The following is a 21,003-nucleotide window of genomic DNA, read 5'->3' as shown; positions in this document are numbered from 1 at the left end:
ATTATATATGATGAACTGTAAATAAGCAAGTTCTATTTCCAGTTCTGTATAAATATCACTTTCTAAGCAGCACATTGCATCCAATCATTTCAAACGATGCTTTAACCATTTACCGATAGTTAAAGCATCGTTTTTTTATATCAAATACTCATATCATATACCATCATTATAGCTTATTAGAACATTATGCTTACTATGTAATCAATTGAATATGGACATTTAATGGAGACTAATATCTACATAAACTAGAAGGTTGATGTACGAGTCTATAAAGTGTTTACCCTTATTGGAATATTGTCTTTATTATATCGAGTTAATAAACTGTTTAACAATTTATTATGAAACAATAACAGACCTACGGTGTTGTAAATATGGTTAATGAAGTATATGCCACTCTAATCATCGGAAGTCATTATAGGAATTCAAACCAAGGAGTTATAGGTCAAGAGCTATTGAATCATTGCTAGATGATCATGACTTCGCAATTGAAGAGTAAGATGAGATTGTCGTTCTGACTTACTTAACTTATTAGAGCATATGGCTCATTGATGTCTTAGAACTAATGAATATTATTTATTTAATCATAAGATAGCATCCATCATGAGTGAATTGATTAATAATTCGAAGTATCGAAAAGAACAGTTAAAGCAGTTAATACTTAAATTACATGAAGGTGAAACGGTAGAGGTGGTTCGTCGGGAGCTGGCTGAGACTTTAAAAGAGATCCCATATGGTGAAGTAGTAGAGGTTGAGCAAGAGTTAATACAGGAGGGATTACCAGAAGAGGAGGTGTTACAGCTTTGTGATATCCATGGCTCTGTGCTGGAAGGGAATGTGGACCTGAGTGGAGTACAAGATGTACCGGAAGGGCACCCTGTAGATGTATTTAGGAAAGAGAATATTGAGATCACAAGAGTAGCAGAGAAAGCTTTTCAGGTATTAAATTCATTAGAGCATGTGGAGCCGTCTGAGTTCATGCCATTTGTATATGGTGTTCAGGGTCTTTTTCATCAATTGATGGATGTGGATAAGCATTACCAACGTAAAGAGTATTTGGTTTTTCCATATTTAGAGAGGAGTGACATCACTGCTCCACCTAAGATTATGTGGGGTAAGCACGATCAGATAAGAGAGCAGCTTAAAGCGTGTATTGAGATTCTCCATACCGAAGGAGTTACGAAGGAAGATTTAGAAGACTCTATTGAACTGTTGTTTTTACCCACACTTCAGTCGATCATTGATATGGTTAAGAAGGAGGAGGAGATCCTTTTTCCTATGAGTTTAGATGTACTTACGACAGAGGATTGGTGGCATATAAACAATCAAACCCTTGAGTTTGGATATTGTCTTTATGATCCTACTGTAGCGTGGAAGCCAGAAGGAATGATAGAGGAGGTTGCTGATACGACAATCTCTTCGGATGGTAATATTCAGCTACCATCAGGCAGTTTTACGTCGAAAGAGATTATGGCCATCTTGAATTCTGTACCCTTCGATATGACCTTTGTGGACAAACATGATAAGGTGAAGTATTTCACACAAGGAACAGAGAGGATATTCGCTCGTAATCGTTCCATAATAAATAGAGATGTTAGGTTGTGTCACCCTCCTGGCAGTACACATATCGTAGAGAAGATCATTGAAGATTTTAAGTCGGGAGCTGCGTCGCATGCACCATTCTGGATTCAGATGAAAGGTAAATTTATAAAGATTGAATATTTTGCTCTACGTGGAGAAGATGGGGAATATCTTGGAACGTTAGAGGTATCTCAAGATCTTGCTGAGAACAGAGCATTAGAGGGAGAACGAAGAATATTAGAGTATACCAACGAGAAAGGGGACGATGATGCATAGTTTGATAATCACCCCTAAGACAAAGATATCAGATCTTTTAGAAGCATATCCTCAACTAGAAGAGGTATTGATTGGGATTGCCCCTGCCTTTAAGAAATTAAAGAATCCTATCTTAAGAAAAGTGGTAGCTAAGGTGACAACCCTATCACAAGCAGCAGTCATTGGAGATATTAAGGTAGAAGAGCTGGTACTACTGTTACGAAAAGAGGTCGGGCAAGAAGGTGTTGGGATGATGGAGGTAGAAGAGAATCGCTTTCAGACCACACGCCCTGACTGGCATGACACATCATCGATCGTTGAGACCCTTGACATCAGAGAGAAGCTGAATGAAGGAGAGCAACCGATGCATGATATTTTATCCTCGATAAAGAGACTTAAATCGAATGAGATGCTCAAAGTAATTGCACCTTTCATTCCTGCCCCTATCATCGATAAGACCTTGAGTCTTCAATATGAACATTGGCTAGTAGAGAAAGGACATCAGGAGTATTGGGTTTTCTTTAAGAAACAGTTACCGAAATAATGGTAGTCTTTCTTTAGAGGACCTATTATTTACGAAGAATCTTATTATCATATGGTTATACAACATGATTCTATATAACTAAAACATAAAGATGACTGTTATATGGTAAGAGAGCAACATGTCGATGAATGATTTATATTGGTCTCTAACTATATAATTCTATTGTGAAACATATCATTTTTAGAAACTAAGTTTATGAAGAAATTATGGATTTACTTTGCCGTCGTAATGGTGGTATCCTTCGCTGTTCTAGGATACTACGGGGTAGAGATTTATAGAGAAGCACCACCTATCCCGACAAAGGTGGTAAATAGTAATGGGGAGACCATATTTACAAAACAAGATATCCAAGAAGGTCAGCAGATATGGCAGTCTATTGGAGGTCAAGAGTTAGGGAGTATATGGGGTCATGGGGCATATACAGCACCCGATTGGAATGCGGACTGGATTCACAGAGAGGCCACTTACCTATTAGATGGTTGGTCTGAGAAGGAGTTTCATCGTTCATACGATGATCTAGATACAGAGCAACAAGCGGCATTAAAATCACGTTTAACCAAACAGATCAGAAAGAATACCTATAATAGTGATACGGATCAGATTGTCCTATCGTTACAAAGAGAAGATGCAGTAAATAGTAACGTGACCTATTACAGTAAGTTATTCTCTGATGATCCAGATCTATCTCACTTGCGAGAGCAGTATGCCATGAAAGAGAATACACTCTCGGGGCATGAGAAATTATTTAAGCTTGGAGCCTTCTTCTTTTGGACTTCGTGGGCATGTACGACAGATCGACCGAACCAAAACATTACATATACAAATAACTGGCCAGCAGAAGAGTTGATAGGAAATAAACCATCAGGATCTTTACTATTATGGACAGGATTTAGTGTGATCATGTTATTGGCAGGTATTGGAGTTTTGGCATTCTATCATGCAAAGAAGCAAGAAGACGAGATTGATGAAGCTCACCTACCTGCAGAAGATCCTCTTATGGGTATTAACTCTACCCCATCGATGCGTGCGACATTAAAATATTTTTGGATCGTTAACTTTCTTATTCTGTTTCAAGTTGTCATGGGAGTGGTTACGGCACATTATGGTGTAGAGGGTCAAGGGTTATATGGAATTCCATTAGCGAAGTTCTTGCCATATTCTATCACACGTACATGGCATGTTCAGATAGCCATATTCTGGATCGCTACATCGTGGTTGGCCACAGGATTATATATTGCACCAGCGGTGTCAGGTTATGAGCCTAAATATCAACGACTAGGTGTTAACTTTCTTTTTATATCACTACTTATCATTGTGGTAGGATCGCTTATAGGTCAACTACTAGGTGTGATGCAACAACTGGGTTTGACTACAAACTTCTGGTTTGGACACCAAGGCTTAGAGTATGTTGATCTAGGTAGATTCTGGCAGATATATCTATTTGTAGGACTTATCTTATGGCTTATACTCATGTTAAGAGCACTAATGCCAGCACTTAAACGTAATCATTCGGATAAGAATCTACTTCTACTCTTTATTATCTCCGCAGTTGCTATTGCACTTTTCTATGGAGCAGGACTTACATGGGGACAACACACCCACCTCTCTGTTATAGAATATTTTAGATGGTGGGTTGTTCATCTATGGGTTGAAGGGTTCTTTGAAGTATTCGCAACAGTTGTAATTGCATTCCTTTTTGTACGAATGAAGATTATCAATATCAAAGTGGCGACCTTTACAGCGATTTCATCGGCGACCATATTCCTTGTCGGAGGTATAATAGGTACATTCCATCATCTATACTTCACAGGAACACCTACAGCTGTTTTAGCATTGGGATCTACATTTAGTGCCTTAGAGGTGGTACCCCTAGTGTTTATGGGTTATGAAGGATTCCATAACTATAGGGTGATGAAAGCGACCACGTGGACAATTAACTACAAGTGGCCTATATATTTCTTTATATCCGTTTCTTTTTGGAATCTTGTGGGTGCAGGGATATTTGGTTTCATGATTAATCCACCTATTGCATTATATTATATCCAAGGACTCAACACCACTTCTGTACATGCCCATACAGCACTCTTTGGGGTATATGGTATGTTAGGTATAGGATTGATGCTCTTTGTCGTTAAGGGATTATCGAGACCACAACAGTGGAAACAAGGGTTAATACGATTTGCTTTTTGGTCATTAAATATTGGTCTTATCTTAATGGTACTATTGAGTGTTCTTCCCGTAGGACTAGCACAGACGGTAGCAAGTGTTGATAAAGGATTATGGTATGCAAGATCGGCAGAATTCCATCATTTAGATTATATCCTTGTTTTCAAATGGCTACGTTTTATTGGAGATACAATCTTTGCAGTTGGAACCATTGTCCTCGCATACTTTGTTATTGGATTAAAATTTGGCTGGTCATATGAAAAATCAGACAAGTCATAACTAAAAGACACATAAGCATAGAAGAAATTACTAAATTATATCAGCTCTAACATTGAGATGGTAGTTATAATACATTCGAACGTAATACAACTATCAACTCAATGTTAGGGCTGATTTATTTCCCCATATTTAGAGAAATCCTATTATGTATTAATCTCTTCTTATCGATTTTACATAAACAAGATAAATATCATTATGGAGTATACTGTATTAATGTATTTTTTAATTAACTTAAACCTACGCAAAAAAGACCCTTACAAACATTGATTTAATAGTATACAAAACATTAATACTTTCAATATGTTATAATATTAATATTAACATAAAACAACACTTAATTTATATAAGTAAACGTGGTTGTATATTTGCATATCATTTGTTTATCGAGCATATCCTAAAATAACAAATATACAAACATGAAAAATAGATTACTTTTAATCACCTTATCCCTATCTCTCCTGATGGGATGTAGCACATCTAAGGTCGAATATGTGTGTAGTACCGACGCAACAAAACTTGCAGGAGAGTACATCCCTGTAAAATTAACTACAGATGTCTCACACCTATCCAAGAATCAACAGAAGATACTACCTCTTCTTTTCGAAGTTTCGGATATTATGGATAATATCTATTGGAAACAAGCATGGGGAAATAAAGAGGTATTGTTCGAACATATTAAGGATAATAATTTAAGGAAGCTTACTACAATAAATTATGGGCCATGGAATCGTCTAGATGGGGATAACTCTTTTATCGTAGGCATCGGCAATAAATCCTTAGGAGCTGAATTCTATCCTAAGGATATGACGAAAGATGAGTTTGACCAATTGAAAGACCCAAATAAGACGAGTCATTACACCATCATTAAGAGAGATTCAATGAACAACCTTAAAGTTGTTCCTTATCATCTTGCCTATAAATCGGAGTTGGACAAAGCTTCTAGCCTCCTAAAACAGGCAGCAACACTTGCTGAAAATCCCCCTTTTAAGGCTTACCTAGAGTCGATAGCTCAATCATTGGTAGATGACAACTACTATAAGAGTGACATGGCATGGATGGATATTAAAGATAGTAAATTAAACTTTGTGGTTGGGCCTATTGAACGTTACGAGGACCAATTGTATGGTTACAAAAACTCATTTGAGGCGATTGTTCTTGTGAGAGATGACAGTTGGTCTAATAAAATAGATCATATCATACAACTACTCCCTCAACTGCAAAAAGCGCTCCCTGTGGATGAGACATATAAGAGTGAAGTCCCATCTCTAAATTCACATCTAGATGTTTGTGATGTGGTCTATTGCAAAGGAGATGGTAATGGTGCAGGAAAAACCATTGCATTAAACCTTCCAAACAATCCCAAAGTGCAACAAGCCAAAGGTAGTCGAAGAATATATCTAAAGAACTGCATGAAGGCCAAGTTCGATAAGATTATGGTGCCTATTAGTAAAGAACTTATCGTTCGAGAGCAACAACAGTATGTAACTTTTGATGCATTCTTTGACAATACATTACTTTTAGAGATCGCGCACGGGTTAGGGATGAACCATACTGTTGATGGAAAACACACGGTGATGGAACAACTGAAGGAACACTACTCTGTCATTGAGTTGGGTAAAGCAGATATCGTTGGACTTTTCCTTATCAATGAACTAGACAAGGTGAAAGCACTTGGTGAGAATCATGATATCAAAGATAATTACGTCACTATTATGGCTGGGATATTTAGAGCACTACGTTTTGGTGGGGCAAATACACATGGTAAGGCCAATATGATTCGTTTCAACTATTTCTGTAAGTATGGGGCATTCGAGAAAGACATGGTAACAGGCAAATATCATGTAGACTTCGACAAAATGCATGATGCTATGGTTAACCTCTCTAAGATATATCTAAAGCTACAAGGTGATGGCAATTATGACAAAGCTTCTGCATTTATATATGATCTAGCAGTCATCCCTGCCGATCTTGAGGCTGACCTAGTAAAACTAGAGACTGCTGGCATACCAAGAGATATTGTATTTGAACAAGGGTTAGATCAGTTAGATCTATAACCGACTATTGGCTTTGGAAGTGGTAGACCTCCAAAGCCAATAATATTTATATTATATTAACTCTTACATTTCAAAACTACAATCGCACACTGCATTAAATAATCATTAAATATCTATTCAAACAACACATCCATCCACGCAACAAACATAACACATATACACCTAATAAACAACACAATATAAAAACATAAACATCCACAGATTACTCCTTAAAATCTCAATACACACTGCTTTGAAATCATAAGCGTCATATGGGTTTACATATAGTATATATTCACGAAATAATATAATATGAAAACCAAAACATCATGAGACAATTCTTTACTTTGTCAACTCTTTCCATCTTAATTCTGTTAGGATGTAACCCCTCTAAAGAAGAGTACAAGTGTAACACCAATGCCCAAAAACTTTCAGGAGAGTACGCTCCTTTCGCATTAACCACCAATACAAGTCACCTAAGTGATAACCAAAAAGAGTTACTTCCCATCCTCTTTGAAGTGGCAGATATCATGGATGAGCTTTATTGGAAACAAGCATGGGGCGACAAAGAAGATCTATTAAGCCGTATAACTGATGATCATCTAAGAGAGATAACTCTTATTAACTATGGACCTTGGAATCGATTAGATGGACAGAAATCATTTATTGTTAACATCCCAAAGAAATCTTTAGGTGCTGAACTTTATCCTAAGGATATGCATAAAGAGGAGTTTGACCAGTTCCTGTCCCCAATAAAGACTAGCAACTTTTCTCTTATTAAAAGAGACTCCTTAGGAGCTCTTAAAGCGATACCTTACCATATTGCTTACAAAGCATCGCTACAAAAAGCATCTACCCTACTTCTTAAAGCGGCATCCCTTGCAGAGGATAGTAAATTTAAAGCGTATCTAACCAAACGAGCAAAGTCACTGATCACAGACGAATACTATGAGAGTGATATTGCATGGATGGATATTGCCGATAGTAAAATAGATTTTGTTGTTGGCCCTATCGAGAACTATGAAGATCAACTATATGGATATAAGACCTCTTATGAAGGGATCGTATTAATTAAAGATGAAAGACAATCAGAACAACTAGATCAACTGATATCTATTCTTCCCGAACTACAAAAAACACTCCCTGTAGCAGAAGCATACAAAAGTGAAGTTCCATCACTGCACTCGAAGCTTGGGATCTATGATATGATCTACTCTCAAGGAGATGGAAATGCAGCAGGTAAGACAATTGCGATAAATTTACCTAACGATGCCAAGATAAGAAATACCAAAGGAAGTCGTCAGATGCTCTTACGCAATGCAATGAGAGCCAAATTTGATAAGATCGTTATTCCTATAACAAGAGAGGTGATTGTAAAAGAGCAACAGCAGTATGTAAATTTTGATGCTTTTCTTCAAAACACGATCTTTATTCATCTAGCCAACAGTCTCGGCATGCGACAAACTCTTGATGGAGACAAAACAGTTGCCGAGAGCCTTAAAGAGCACTACACCACCATCGAGTCTTGTAAAGCAGATATTCTATCACTATATCTTCTATCAAACACACAAGAGCTTGGAGAAGATCATGACATCAAGAACAACTATGTAACGATCATGGCTGATATCTTTAGATCACTACGTTTTGGAGAAGCAAGTAACAGCGGTAAAGCCAACATGATTCGTTTCAACTATTTCTGTCAATATGGAGCATTCGAAAAAGACATGATAACAGGAAAGTATCAAGTCAACTTTGAGAAGATGAATGAAGCCATGAAGAATTTAGCAACAAAATTGCTTACTATTGAAGGAGATGGTGACTATCAAAAAGCATCAGAGCTTATTGAGGATCTAGCCATAGTACCTGCAGACCTTAAAGCAGATCTTGTTAAAATAAGAAATGCAGGAATCCCTAGAGATATAGTATTTGAACAAGGAATAGATCAGTTAGAACTATAACTCCATCTATTATCTATACAAGGATAAAAATAAAAAACTCCAACTACATGATGTAGTTGGAGTTTTTTACCTTAAAACAATACATAGTCATCTTGCGACTTATTGTTTAATATAGAATATCTCACTCGGCATACTCTCATTACTCGCCCTATCTACTGTCGTGATAATATAGTAATGTTTTTTACGGAACAGTCGTAAAAACTTACGGTGGATATCAAAAGTACAGTCAGAAGTGAATTGCACCATATTATCTGGAGTTAACTCAAATAGCTTATCTGCTTTCGTAAATCGATACACGGCATAAAAACGCCCCTTATCCATCTCACCACCTAACACAGGGTCCCAGTATATCTGACGCCCTCTCTTTACCTTTCGCATATTGATATTGATAGGGTAAGCTGGAGGAACAGAATCCATCCATGCCATATTAGGTGTAAAAGCAGGTGTCGAAAGATAATTTGCTTTCAATGAATCTTTAAAACCCATCATCGATTGGGTCAAGTACTTCGATGAATAGAATGCAAAACCATCTACGCCTTCAATATCACGATCAAGTTTAATCTGTTCTATTCCCTCTTGTGCAGATTGCCATGAAACAGCAGAAGCATCAGGCTTCATCTTATATAGTGCATTCCCAATGTAGCAATGACGACCTTTATTATTCTCCCCCCACCAGTGAGCTAGCGTCTCATAGTCTACTTTCGGTTGTCCTCGATACCAATAAATTTGAGGCAACAGATAATCGATCCACTTCTTCTCTTGCCACATAATAACATCCGCATAGAGGTGGTCGTAGTTGGTCATTCCACCAGTAGTGTTAGAGCCTCTCAAATCAGATCGTTTCTCTCGCCATACACCGAAAGGACTAATCCCGAACTTAACCCATGGCTTAGTCGCATGAATACTATCACTTAACTGCTTAATAATAGTATTCACATTATGACGCCTCCAATCCTTCACCTGATTTGCCTCGAATCCAGCAGGATATCGTGCAAAAGAAGTAGAATCAGGCAGAGCCTTGCCTGCAATAGGATAGGGATAAAAATAGTCATCAAAATGGATAGCATCTACGTCATATCTTCGCACCACATCTGTCACTACATCAGCCACCCAATTTCTTACTTGTGGTAACCCTGGATCGAAATAAGTACGCTTGCCATATTTAAAGGTCCACTCAGGATGGACTTTCGCAATATTCCCATCACTTAATTGATCTTCTTCACGTTGCTTCACACGATAAGGATTAAACCATGCATGTAGTTCCATACCTCTTCTGTGACATTGATGAATCACAAAAGCCAAAGGGTCAAAATAGCTCTCAGGCATTTCCCCTTGTGTCCCAGTTAAATATTTAGACCAAGGTTCATATTTTGAATGGTAGAATGCATCAGAAGTTGGTCTTACTTGAAAAATCACAGCATTCATATTGTAAGATTTCAAAGTATCAAGTAACGTACATAGATCGTGTTTCTGCTTCTCCACATCCCCACCACGTGCTTTCGGCCAATCAATATTGGCTACGGTAGCAATCCATGCCCCTCTAAACTCATGTTTAGGTTGGTTACGATGGTTTTGTGCGAACAGAGCGCCTTGAGAAAGAAGTACTATTACTGTAAAGAGAATAGATCGGTAAAAATTCATAAGTATTAATCAGAATTCCATTATTTGTATTTACGTAATACAAATATAATCAATTAAAATATCGAAGACTGATTTTCCTCTACATACTGTGAATAATGATCAATAAACTCTCCAATATGATTACGCATCGCCTCTTCTGCACGGTCCTCATCTTGATCTTTTATTGCATCATAAACGATTTGATGTCTATCACAAATCACCTCTTTAGCCGAATAACCATCTTCGGCATAGATTGAGTCACACAGTTTTGGTAGAAGGTTAAACACAGGTTCCATACTCACCACCACAAAACGGTTATGGGTAGCCTGAGCAATCAACTGATGAAATTCAACATCTAGAGCCGCCGTTTTACGATCGGTATACTCGGTAAAAAGGCGTGAACGTTCAATGTTTTTCTTAATACACTCTAAGTTATATCCGTTACGACTTTTGGCAGCCATTCGTGCCACTTGAGGTTCAAACTGTAGTCTAAATTGAGCAAGTTGATGCAACCACTTTTCATTGAAAGTAGAGTTATAGAAATGGTTCACAGAATCCAATGCATTATTCATCGCATAATGCGACACATAGACACCACTCCCCTTACGTATCTCGACCAATCCCTTGGCAGACAACGAACGGAGAGCCTCACGAACAGTGGTACGGCTCACCGATAACAGTTCACACAACTCTCGTTCAGCTGGAAGTCGTGTCCCCTCTTGAATCTTTCTTTGCAATATTGCTGTTTCTAATGTCTTGATTACACGCTGAACTAGCGTTAATCCCCCATCTAGATCACTAAATATATTCTTCATACTTCTTCTCCTCCACTAAACCTTGCTACAGTTGATCTGCTTCCATACGCCTAATAATATGTAACAACATTTTATCATCTTCCTCATCGAAAGTGGTATTAAGATTTGCCCCCACCATTAGTGCCATACCTCTCCACAACCAAGCATTGCCTGTTCCTCTAAACTCTTTGATCAAAACATAAGGAGATTTTCCTGTTTGATAACTAATCAGCTTCAGTAAGAGTTTATTTTCCGAATAAGACAGTGCCTTAAGTGTATCTATATAAGTATCATAAATATGATCTTGATACCATTTAATATACTTCTTACGTTTACGCTTCGAATTATACACCTTGGCATACTCTTTATTCACCTTATCATACTCCTCCAATACGATCAACGAAACAGGATAGACTCTTTTGACTCTCTCCTCCAGTTTCTGATATTTATTCTCTTGTCTATGGTTTTTAAACTTATAAGGAGGGATAATCTTAACCTCTAGAAGGTTAAAATGTAACAAAGAATCTTGCCTTGTCTCATAATTCACTTCGTCTTCTTTCTCTTGAGCAACAACCTTTTGGAAAGAAAATAGGAAGATAAACAAAACAAGGGGGCGCAACAAACTAAACAATTTTTTCATCTCTTTACTTCATAAACAGAACCACAAGCTCCATTATATTACAGCACAAGTTAGAAATAAAAATCACAATTTCATGTTAAGCAGACAAAAAAAGGAGGATTTACATCCTCCTTCTTAATACAATTATATTGTAACTCTTCGAATTCTATTTGAAATAATCGATATTGAATCCGTACAATTTACTTCGTTGTAGGTGCTACTGATTTCTCTATAATGTCTAATCCAATACGAGGCATTAACAATCGAGTAATCACATTTCCGCCTCTAGAAGGAGCTTCATCAATCTTATTTGTGTAAAGTGAACGTACACACTGTACTTCATACGCTACATTTGCTTCAAGCTTTGCTGTCTCTTCTCCCTTTATCACAATAGAAGAGGCACCATCATCATCTGTGGTTAAAGTAATTAGTGGTACTTCTGCTGTATTTGGAGGAGTATCTCCATCATCCACTAACTTCATTACATAAACCGACATAGTCTCATCCGCTACAAGAGGAACATCCCACTCCACTGTTGTTGGACTTCCTAGCTCAATCATCGACTCTGTCAAACTAGGCTCTGTCATATTTATTGACACAACATTAGTATAAGTCTGTCCATTATCCCCTTTCACTTTAAAGGTTCCTTGAAACACAGTCTTATCTTTAAAACCTAATGCATAATAACTTCCATCCGCATAGAAAGGCATTGGCTGATCATCAAACATCACTGTGTTACCACCAACTAATTCTGTTGTATATCCATTTGAATTAAAAAACTGGGTTTGTGCAATACTGCTATTGTTCACCATATCACACGTTAAGCTAACTGTCATAGAGCTATCGGCAATAGACTTTGGTTTAAAGTCATCATCTAAGCAAGATGTTGCAAAAATCGCAACGCAAATTAATAGGAGGTGTTGTACTGTTCTCATAAGTATCTAATTATTAATCTAGTTTTCAAATATAAACAAGATGAAGCAAAATGCGTACCATTTTCAATAATAAACGATCTTAAAAGATTAAAAAAACTAAAAAACCACCTTCCGATATGAAAGGTGGCACTCATAGATGACATAGTTGATTTGCTACATATATGATTCTATCGGATCACATGTGCATACCAAATTCCGGTCTCCAAATGCGTCATCCACACGACCTACGGGCACCCAATATTTACCATCTCTTAGCCATGGTAGCGGGTATGCAGCCTTCGATCTTGGATAACTATGTTCCCACTCATCAGCAGTAACTACCAAATCCGTATGCGGTGCATTCTTCAACACATTATCTTCTTTATTGGCCTCGCCACTCTCCACCTCTTTAATCTCCATAAAGACGGTATTAAGGGTTTCGATAAAACGATCCAACTCATATTTCGATTCACTCTCTGTTGGTTCAATCATCAATGTTCCAGCCACTGGAAACGATAGTGTTGGGGCATGAAAACCATAATCCATCAAACGCTTTGCGATATCCAACTCCGTAATACCCGAAGTAGCCTTCACTCCACGACACTCTAGTATAAGCTCATGTCCGACACGTCCGTCCGCACCAGTATAAAGCACTCCAAACGTATCTTTCATATGATGTGCAATGTAGTTTGCATTCAGAATCGCAACTTCAGTAGCACGCTTCAACCCATCGGCTCCCAACATCTTGATATAACCATAAGTGATAGTTTGTACCAAAGCACTACCCCATGGGGCAGAAGAGACAGCATGAATACCCACATGACCATTATTGATCACCGAGTGTGAAGGCAAACACTCCACTAAGTGAGCAGCCACACCAATAGGGCCTACACCAGGACCACCACCACCGTGAGGAATCGCAAAAGTCTTATGTAGATTCAAGTGACAAACATCTGCTCCAATAAAGCCAGGATTAGTCAATCCTACTTGCGCATTCATGTTCGCACCATCCATATAAACCTGACCTCCGTTCTCATGAATAATATTACATATCTCACGTATCTCCACTTCAAACACCCCATGTGTCGATGGATAGGTAATCATACAAGCCGAAAGATCATCCTTATGCTCTTTCGCCTTTGCTCTCAATGCTTCCACATCCACATTACCATTCTCATCACATGGCGTCACCACAACTTTCATTCCTGCCATCACCCCACTTGCTGGGTTTGTTCCGTGTGCCGAAGAGGGAATCAACACCACATCACGATGTCCTTCACCTCTGCGTATATGATACTCTCGAATCACCATCAATCCGGCATACTCACCCGCTGCTCCTGAATTTGGTTGCATCGACATGTCCGCAAAACCGGTAATCTCACTCAAGTCTCTACGCAACTCCTCCATCATGGCATGGTATCCCAATGCCTGATTTTTAGGAATAAATGGATGCAAACCGTTAAATTCAATCCAACTTAATGGCAACATCTCGGTAGCAGCGTTCAGTTTCATCGTACATGACCCCAACGAAATCATTGAGTTCAACAACGAAATATCCTTACGCTCCAAACGCTTAATATATCTCGCCATCTCTGTCTCACTACGATAGCGATTAAACACCACCTGCTCCATAAAAGGCGTAGTTCTTTTCAACTCACTATCGTAAGTTACCGCCTTAGGGAACGTCGTTACTTCTGGCTTTGGAAGGTTAGCCGCTTTAGCAAACACCTCTAGTATCCAGTTTATATCTTCTAAGTTAGTGGTCTCGTCAATAGCAATTCCCACATCTCCATTATCGAAATAGCGGAAATTCATCTCTAGATCCAAAGAGAACCACTCAATATCTTCTTTCTTCACTTTGGCTGGCAAAGCAATACGCAACGTATCGAAAAATGTCTTGTTCACCTGACAGTACCCCATCTGTTGAAGCTCTGTTGAGATAAACGAAGCGATCGTATGGATACGCGTTGCTATCTGAGTCAACCCATCTGGCCCATGATAAGTCGCATACATCCCCGCCATGGTAGCCAATAGCGCTTGTGCTGTACAAATATTCGATGTTGCGCGCTCTCTCTTGATATGCTGCTCACGAGTCTGCAAAGCCATACGAAGTGCTTGATTTCCTTGTACATCTTTCGTAATACCAATGATACGACCAGGAAGATTACGCTTATATGCCTCTCTTGTTGCAAAGAAAGCGGCAGCAGGACCACCATACCCCATTGGAATACCAAATCGTTGTGACGAACCAAACACCACATCTGCACCCCATGTTCCTGGAGCTTCTAATACAGTCAATGCCATCAAATCTGTAGCCACAGCCACACGAACCTCTTTCTCATGACAAACAGCCGTAAAATCGCGATAATCCGCTACTACACCATCCGCATTTGGATACTGCACCAACGCACCGAAAAACAGATCATCTAGTTCAGCCGTCTTAAAATCACCAACCACAAGCTCGATACCAAGAGGCTCAGCACGAGTAATCAAAACATCCAAAGTTTGTGGCCACACTTGATGATCCACAAAAAACTTCACCGACTGTTTCTTCTTACGACCTTTGGCATTAAACAACATGATCATAGCTTCCGCAGCAGCAGTACCTTCGTCCAATAAAGAAGCATTCGCTAGCTCCATTGCTGTAAGCTCTGTAACCATGGTTTGGAAATTCAACAAAGCCTCTAAACGTCCCTGTGAAATCTCTGCTTGATAAGGAGTATAGGAAGTATACCATGCTGGATTCTCCAACACATTACGTAATATCACCGATGGTGTAATCGTATCATAATACCCCATTCCAATGTAGGTATTAAACACTTTGTTCATCGATGCCAACTTCTTAATATGCTTAAAATAGGCTCTCTCTGTCATCGCAGGAGAGATATTCATATCGGAGATACGAATATCTTTAGGGACCGTTTGATCGATCAACTCATCCATCGATGCAACCCCCAACTCTTGAAGCATCTGTTCCACCTCATGATCTCTAGGACCAATGTGTCTATCTATAAACTTTTCGTATGGCATAACGAACTATATTTTAAACAGTCTAACCTCTCTTTCCCCTTCCCTAATAGGGAGTAAAAGCAGACTACTATGAATAACAATAAAACATTCAATGATCACTTAAATCACTACCCAATGTTACAACTCATTTCAAGAAAAAGGCGTGATAATAGTCATTTGCATGTAACAATTGATATAAAATTAATCAGAAGCATCCTAAAATCATAATATAGCTATTGCATAACATATAAAAATACAGAGCATCTGCCCTGAAACACGGAGCTCCTGCTCAGCCAAGACTTCAACAAAAAAAAGAGAGGAAGAACTCCTACAAACGATGGGGGTAACAGCGGGGAATACTGAGCTCCAGCTAAACTATGACATCAACAAATAAAATTACCACATAATTTTATTATATTTACAAATAAATACACTTGTAAACAATAATACCACTTTCATTAGAAGAACATTAATGGAGTGTGTTTACATTTTGTTCTAAAGATATAGGCGACAACCTTTTCCATAAAAATAACGAAGAAACCCATTCGAAATCAAACAGACCTAATCATATGATAACGAACCAAATCATGAAGCGATCTACTCTTTTTATCGTTAAAAATGTAACAACCGCAATCCTATCATTACTACTATTTAGCAATTGTTCCAAGGATGATGAAGTAATATATTTTCCTCCACAAGCTGAAGGTTATTACAAGTTGGTCTCAATAAGTCCTGACGAGCAACATTTTATCGATTCCAATGAGAATGGTAAAAGGGAAGATTTTTACACCGAATTCACTACAGGCAATAACCTATTTATCGTTGATGACCCAACCAACTTTCTTCAAGTTAAGAGTGAATTTGATGTCAACAAAAACAAAACGATTCTTTTTGAATTTGCTGTTCCTGGATTCCATCTGCTCAAACAAAATGAAGTAAATGCTATCGAACAGAAAGAAGGACAACGATGGAAAGTATGGTTCAGCAACAAAGTAGAGACAATCCCATATGAGGAAAATATTCTCGCAATGAACGAAATAAAACTATCATCACTAGGTTATCAAGTAAGGGTTCTATCGACTAAATACTCCAACAAAATTTTAATGGTTCGAGTTCATTTCTTGAATCAAAGTCAAGACAAGAATGAAGCTGGAGGATATGTTCTAGACCTTGTATATAAATTTATCAACAACAACAGAGAAAGTGCCATAAAACAGTCTTCTTCCGTTAAATTAGAAAATAGAGATGTAGTCCCTGAATAACACATTCAACACCTATCATCTCTTCAAACTTATGTTATTGCAATATGCACTGAAAGTGCTACAGTTAACAGCCCAGTGCGAAGCGCTGGGTATAAGTGTCAAAGATATAAGAGGGCTGTAAATCCGATCATTATATATCCATTTGTTATAGCGAGTATCTTGAGATGGATCCGACTTACAGCCCTTAGTGGTTGGTAATTATACACACCTAGTGTAAAATCCTAGACTAGAAAGTGTTAAACTTTCAGCGCATGGTTGCAGCAAATACAGATGGACTGTTTTGAATAGGTTTATCTTTCAATATAATCTTTTAGATCTCTTCGAATGATGTAAATGGATCATCCCTGATGATACTGAAATCATTACGATAACATAAAATCTAATAGCTAAGCCTATTCAAAATACTGAGTTGTATTAAACTATCTTACTTCTACTTTCTTTCGAATAACTATATTATCACTCGCATCTCCTATCAATAATTGATATTTACCAGCATGAACAGCCCAGTCATGTCTCTCCACATCATAAAAAGCAAACATATCTCTCTTTACATGAAAAGTCACCTCTTTTGATGCTCCAGCTTCTAAAAATACTTTCTGAAACAACTTTAACTCTTTCATTGGTCTTACTACCTTAGGCTTCATATCGTGAACATACAGTTGAACAGTCTCCGAACCGCTTCTATCTCCACAGTTCTTTACAGTCAAAGTCAGTTTTACGGTCTCCATATCCGAAACGATATTGCGATCCATCGAGACCGAACCAAGTTTAAATTTCGTATAGCTTAATCCAGAACCAAAAGCAAACAGAGGTTTCTTCTTGACATGATCAAAATGACGGTAACCAGTAAAAACACCCTCTTTGTAGAACTCCTTACCCATCTTGTGAGGTTTACCATGAATACTATAAAGCGGTTTACTATCCAACTTCGCATGGTTTATATCATAGCTAGCAGAAGCAGCATTGTCTTCCCAACGCTTCTCGATAGTAATAGGAAGCTTACCAGAAGGGTTGACCTTCCCATAGAGAATATTAGCTAGAGCACGACCTCCTTCTTGACCAGGATACCAACTGTGAACAATAGCTCCGACTTTATCCACCCAAGGCATCGCAACCCCACCACCTGCGTTGATCACCACCACAGTATTACGATTACGTTGTGCCAAAGCTCCGATCAAATCATTCTGAAACATAGGCAAACCAAAAGGTCTATCATGTCCCTCACCTTCAATATTACTGGTAAAGCCAACAAAGGCCACCACCACATCATACCCAGGCACAGCATATAGTTTAGAAACAAAGTCATCTGATAAACCGTCGTTAGTATACGCATCATTTTTAGGCAACTCCAACAAGTCTATTTCATAATTATTAGGAGCAGATGCCACCATGCTATCATAAAAAGACAGAGGTTTCGCCGCCTTCACTTTCGCTGCACCTCCACCACTATACATGCTCTGTTTTGCATTAGGCCCAACAACGAGTATTCTCTTCATTCCTACCCCTTCAATAGGGAGTAGAGATCGTTTGTTCTTCAACAAAACAATTCCCTCTTCTGCCACGCTCTTAGCACACTCCTCTCGTGAAGCAAGATCAACACCTTGCTTACTATATTTATCTTTCTGATGGTTGAGTGTAAAAGTAAGAATCCGTCGAACCTTATCATCTAAAAGCTTCATGCTATCAGGAGATGAAAGCACGATAGGTTTTACACTCTCTACATTTAAATATTGAGGTCTCGGCATTTCCAAATCCAATCCAGCCTTAAAAGCATCCGTACTATAAACAGAGACCCAATCTGACATTACCACCCCTTTAAAGCCCCACTTTTCCCTCAGAACGTCCTCTATTAAGTAGTGCGATTCAGAAGTATGTACCCCATTAAGAGGATTATAAGAGGTCATGATCGCTCCGACCGCAGCCTCTTGAACCGCAGCCTTAAATGGAGGGAAATAGATCTCATGCAATGCACGTTCGTCCACTTCTGAACTTACTCTATGGCGATCATAATCCTGATTGTTAGCCACAAAATGTTTCACTGTCGCAACCACCCCCATATCTTGAACTCCTCTGATATATGCTACAGCCATCTGAGAGGTTAAATATGGGTCTTCTCCCATATACTCAAAATTACGACCACACTGTGGCACACGATACAAATTAACCCCCGGAGCAAGCAAAACATCTTTATCAATGGTCTTTACATCTGAAGCGATAGACTGCCCCATTTGAAAAACAAGATCCCTATTCCATGTCGCTGCAGCGCAAATCGTCGCAGGGTAAGCCGTAAATTTTTTCTTCTTATCCTTCACTCCCATCGGACCATCTGTAAAGCGCATCGTTGGGACATTTAAACGAGGAACACCCCTTGTATTAAAACCTTTATAACCACCGATAAGATCAATTTTCTCTTCTATCGTCATTCTCAGCAGTAACGACTCCACTTTCGAATTCACATCTGTTTGTGCAAAGCCCAAACTAGAAAGCATAAAACATATTAGAACCAATAAATAACTTCTCATACTCAAGGATTTTAGACCAATACTACAAATCGCATAGGATTGGTGATTTAGTTGTGTATTTAATCTCTTCTATCAGCTATATATTGAAATGCACCCAATTCAACTGATATAATTATTAACTACCAAATTTATCCTTCCATTCCCTTATTTATTACCACAGATGTAACACAAGAGTGATAATTATATTACCGACATAAGTATTTATGCGAAAATAGTGATCATTAGAAAAAGAAAAAGACATCGAATGGTAGGAGAGAAAGAGAAAATGTAAATATCATTGAATTCAAAAACTGAGAGTACTGAGCTATAACTTCAACATAAAAAGATGAGATGCGCACATCTCTTAGAAACAAACTCCACATCCAGCACGACTTAGTTTGGGCCAATTCATTGGCACGAGAGGGATACCTCCACCGCTGGGAACGCCGAGCTCCAGCTCGGCATCGTGCCACAAGAGAGCGACAACCTTAGGATTCATCTGCGTACTATGTTGACAAATAATGGGGTCGGACTTACAGCCCTCGTGTATTTCTTTTTATCTATACCCAGCGCTTCGCACTGGGCTATGTTCTATTTCCCTTTCAGGGAATGTTGCAGTATAGACAAAATCCGTAGTGTCTTAATGGTTCTTTTTACCGTGCGCATCAACCAGATCAGTGATAATCCGTGGCTATATTTCCCTTCGTGATATATTTCATACACGTCATCCATTCCACATCCAGCACGACTTAGTTTGGGCCAATTCATTGGCACGAGAGGGATACCTCAACCGCTGGGAACGCCGAGCTCCAGCTCGGCATCGTGCCACAAGAGAGCGACAACCTTAGGATTCATCTGCGTACTATGTTGACAAATAATGGGGTCGGACTTACAGCCCTCGTGTATTTCTTTTTATCTATACCCAGCGCTTCGCACTGGGCTATGTTCTATTTCCCTTTCAGGGAATGTTGCAGCATAGACAAAATCCGTAGTGTCTTAATGGTTCTTTTAACCGTGTGCATCAACCAGATCAGTGATAATCCGTTTAATCCGTGGCTATATTTCCCTTCGTGATATATTTCATACACGTCATCCATTCCACATCCAATACGACATGGTTTGTGCCAATTCATTGGCACGAGAGGGATACCTCCACACACATCATAAAATCCAACACAAACCATGTACACAAATAAATCATCGAGCAGAGGTTGTATGCGATGCAGAGGCGCACGGCGTACCAATGAATTGGCACAAACTAAGCAAATCCACTTCGATGGGATAGACAGGATTGGTTCACACCTTCGACCTTAAGGCAAAGAGTAGTTTCTATCCCCTGTACTTCACTTTCAGAGCAGAAATAGTATTAAAAACAATTAAATAAGAAAGACTATATATGATCTATCTCCGAATACTCCCTACGAAACAATAAACATATATGTCATTTTAAATTCAATTTAAAACACAAACA

At 38.6% G+C, this 21,003-nt stretch carries 12 protein-coding genes; 6 read left to right on the top strand and 6 right to left on the bottom strand.

Annotation, left to right across the window (positions count from 1 at the left end):
- The first annotated feature begins 600 nt into the window (after nucleotides 1-600).
- The 5 genes from K5X82_14915 to K5X82_14895 all read left to right on the top strand — a co-directional run bounded on the left by K5X82_14915 (nucleotide 601) and on the right by K5X82_14895 (nucleotide 8,813).
- The gene (locus K5X82_14915; GenBank protein QZT36535.1) at nucleotides 601-1,854 is read left to right on the top strand and encodes a DUF438 domain-containing protein; all 1,254 of its coding nucleotides are present in this window, start codon (nucleotides 601-603) and stop codon (nucleotides 1,852-1,854) included.
- Nucleotides 1,844-2,377 (top strand): DUF1858 domain-containing protein, encoded by a 534-nt coding sequence (locus K5X82_14910; protein QZT36534.1) that lies wholly within the window; start codon nucleotides 1,844-1,846, stop codon nucleotides 2,375-2,377. The genes K5X82_14915 and K5X82_14910 overlap by 11 nt, the downstream gene beginning before the upstream one ends.
- A 195-nt stretch (nucleotides 2,378-2,572) precedes the next feature.
- Nucleotides 2,573-4,822, top strand: a complete 2,250-nt coding sequence (locus tag K5X82_14905) for a nitric-oxide reductase large subunit (protein QZT36533.1) — start codon at nucleotides 2,573-2,575, stop codon at nucleotides 4,820-4,822.
- A gap of 416 nt (nucleotides 4,823-5,238) precedes the next feature.
- Complete coding sequence (locus K5X82_14900; protein ID QZT36532.1) at nucleotides 5,239-6,876, top strand: Zn-dependent hydrolase; 1,638 nt, start codon at nucleotides 5,239-5,241, stop codon at nucleotides 6,874-6,876.
- A 308-nt stretch (nucleotides 6,877-7,184) separates the two neighbouring features.
- The gene (locus K5X82_14895; protein ID QZT36531.1) at nucleotides 7,185-8,813 is read left to right on the top strand and encodes a Zn-dependent hydrolase; all 1,629 of its coding nucleotides are present in this window, start codon (nucleotides 7,185-7,187) and stop codon (nucleotides 8,811-8,813) included.
- A gap of 99 nt (nucleotides 8,814-8,912) precedes the next feature.
- Here the strand turns inward: K5X82_14895 and K5X82_14890 are convergent, their stop codons facing one another.
- The 5 genes from K5X82_14890 to gcvP all read right to left on the bottom strand — a co-directional run bounded on the left by K5X82_14890 (nucleotide 8,913) and on the right by gcvP (nucleotide 15,790).
- The gene (locus tag K5X82_14890; GenBank protein ID QZT36530.1) at nucleotides 8,913-10,454 is read right to left on the bottom strand and encodes a family 10 glycosylhydrolase; all 1,542 of its coding nucleotides are present in this window, start codon (nucleotides 10,452-10,454) and stop codon (nucleotides 8,913-8,915) included.
- A 53-nt stretch (nucleotides 10,455-10,507) separates the two neighbouring features.
- The gene (locus tag K5X82_14885; GenBank protein ID QZT36529.1) at nucleotides 10,508-11,248 is read right to left on the bottom strand and encodes a FadR family transcriptional regulator; all 741 of its coding nucleotides are present in this window, start codon (nucleotides 11,246-11,248) and stop codon (nucleotides 10,508-10,510) included.
- 25 nt (nucleotides 11,249-11,273) lie between these two features.
- On the bottom strand, nucleotides 11,274-11,867 hold the full coding sequence (locus K5X82_14880; protein ID QZT36528.1) for a DUF4294 domain-containing protein: 594 nt from the start codon (nucleotides 11,865-11,867) through the stop codon (nucleotides 11,274-11,276).
- A 179-nt stretch (nucleotides 11,868-12,046) separates the two neighbouring features.
- Entirely contained in the window at nucleotides 12,047-12,781 is a 735-nt protein-coding gene (locus K5X82_14875; GenBank protein QZT36527.1) for a hypothetical protein, read from the bottom strand.
- A 153-nt stretch (nucleotides 12,782-12,934) separates the two neighbouring features.
- On the bottom strand, nucleotides 12,935-15,790 hold the full coding sequence (gene gcvP / locus K5X82_14870; GenBank protein QZT36526.1) for an aminomethyl-transferring glycine dehydrogenase: 2,856 nt from the start codon (nucleotides 15,788-15,790) through the stop codon (nucleotides 12,935-12,937).
- A gap of 548 nt (nucleotides 15,791-16,338) precedes the next feature.
- On the opposite strand from gcvP, the gene K5X82_14865 reads away from it, so the two are divergent.
- Nucleotides 16,339-17,031 (top strand): hypothetical protein, encoded by a 693-nt coding sequence (locus tag K5X82_14865; GenBank protein QZT36525.1) that lies wholly within the window; start codon nucleotides 16,339-16,341, stop codon nucleotides 17,029-17,031.
- Between the two features lie 419 nt (nucleotides 17,032-17,450).
- Here K5X82_14865 and K5X82_14860 read toward each other — a convergent pair whose 3' ends face one another.
- Entirely contained in the window at nucleotides 17,451-19,553 is a 2,103-nt protein-coding gene (locus K5X82_14860) for a glycoside hydrolase family 3 C-terminal domain-containing protein (protein ID QZT36524.1), read from the bottom strand.
- Nucleotides 19,554-21,003 lie beyond the last annotated feature (1,450 nt).

Source organism: Prolixibacteraceae bacterium (genome assembly GCA_019856515.1).
Lineage (GTDB): Bacteria > Bacteroidota > Bacteroidia > Bacteroidales > Prolixibacteraceae > Halosquirtibacter > Halosquirtibacter xylanolyticus.
This window is presented reverse-complemented; position numbering and strand designations above follow the sequence as displayed.

What these genes read in the sequence shown, in the direction of transcription:
- K5X82_14865 (QZT36525.1), top strand. Translation starts at nt 16,339, where the DNA reads ATGATAACGAACCAAATCATGAAGCGATCTACTCTTTTTATCGTTAAA.
- K5X82_14885 (QZT36529.1), bottom strand. Translation starts at nt 11,248, where the DNA reads ATGAAGAATATATTTAGTGATCTAGATGGGGGATTAACGCTAGTTCAG.
- gcvP (QZT36526.1), bottom strand. Translation starts at nt 15,790, where the DNA reads ATGCCATACGAAAAGTTTATAGATAGACACATTGGTCCTAGAGATCAT.
- K5X82_14905 (QZT36533.1), top strand. Translation starts at nt 2,573, where the DNA reads ATGAAGAAATTATGGATTTACTTTGCCGTCGTAATGGTGGTATCCTTC.
- K5X82_14890 (QZT36530.1), bottom strand. Translation starts at nt 10,454, where the DNA reads ATGAATTTTTACCGATCTATTCTCTTTACAGTAATAGTACTTCTTTCT.
- K5X82_14915 (QZT36535.1), top strand. Translation starts at nt 601, where the DNA reads ATGAGTGAATTGATTAATAATTCGAAGTATCGAAAAGAACAGTTAAAG.
- K5X82_14900 (QZT36532.1), top strand. Translation starts at nt 5,239, where the DNA reads ATGAAAAATAGATTACTTTTAATCACCTTATCCCTATCTCTCCTGATG.
- K5X82_14895 (QZT36531.1), top strand. Translation starts at nt 7,185, where the DNA reads ATGAGACAATTCTTTACTTTGTCAACTCTTTCCATCTTAATTCTGTTA.
- K5X82_14875 (QZT36527.1), bottom strand. Translation starts at nt 12,781, where the DNA reads ATGAGAACAGTACAACACCTCCTATTAATTTGCGTTGCGATTTTTGCA.
- K5X82_14880 (QZT36528.1), bottom strand. Translation starts at nt 11,867, where the DNA reads ATGAAAAAATTGTTTAGTTTGTTGCGCCCCCTTGTTTTGTTTATCTTC.
- K5X82_14860 (QZT36524.1), bottom strand. Translation starts at nt 19,553, where the DNA reads ATGAGAAGTTATTTATTGGTTCTAATATGTTTTATGCTTTCTAGTTTG.
- K5X82_14910 (QZT36534.1), top strand. Translation starts at nt 1,844, where the DNA reads ATGATGCATAGTTTGATAATCACCCCTAAGACAAAGATATCAGATCTT.